Here is a 522-nt window from a genome sequence, read left to right as displayed (position 1 = left end):
ACTGTGTGGAAGTCCCTGATGGGTGTGGTGTGGTGGCTGTATCTGGTGGTGTGTGAGGTATGCGGATGGTGGTGGGCTGACCGCCACGGGACGGCTGCGCCGGGAAACGGTGCGGATGCAAGCGGCTGAGCTGTTCGAGCAGAGGGTCAAGCCGCCGGAGGTGGCTCGGCGTCTGCGGGTGAGCGTGAAGTCGGCTTACCAGTGGCACCGGTTGTGGCGTGAAGGCGGTGTCGAGGCGCTGAACTCCCGCGGGCCGGGCGGGTCACGGTGCCGGCTGTCTCCACGCTGCCTGGAGAAGCTGGCCGTGTATCTGGAGCAGGGGCCTGCCGCGCACGGCTGGGTGGAGGACCAGGTGTGGACCGCGGCGCGGGTGGTCACGTTGATCGGGCGCAAGTTCCACGTCACGTACAGCGTGTCCGGGGCGACGAGGTTGATGCACCGGCTCGGCTTCAGCCCGCAGGTCCCCGCTCGTCGGGTGGCCGAGCGCGACGAGGTGGCCGTCGCCGTGTGGAAGGAGGTGAC

General features: G+C 68.8%; 1 protein-coding gene. It reads left to right on the top strand.

Features of this window, described 5'->3' with window-relative positions; translation table 11 throughout:
• Positions 1-52: 52 nt before the first annotated feature.
• Positions 53-522 (top strand): winged helix-turn-helix domain-containing protein (locus ADK60_RS24745; protein WP_107094708.1); only part of this gene is annotated, 470 nt, incomplete at its 3' end.

The organism is Streptomyces sp. XY431 (genome assembly GCF_001279805.1).
GTDB lineage: Bacteria > Actinomycetota > Actinomycetes > Streptomycetales > Streptomycetaceae > Kitasatospora > Kitasatospora purpeofusca.
This window is presented reverse-complemented; position numbering and strand designations above follow the sequence as displayed.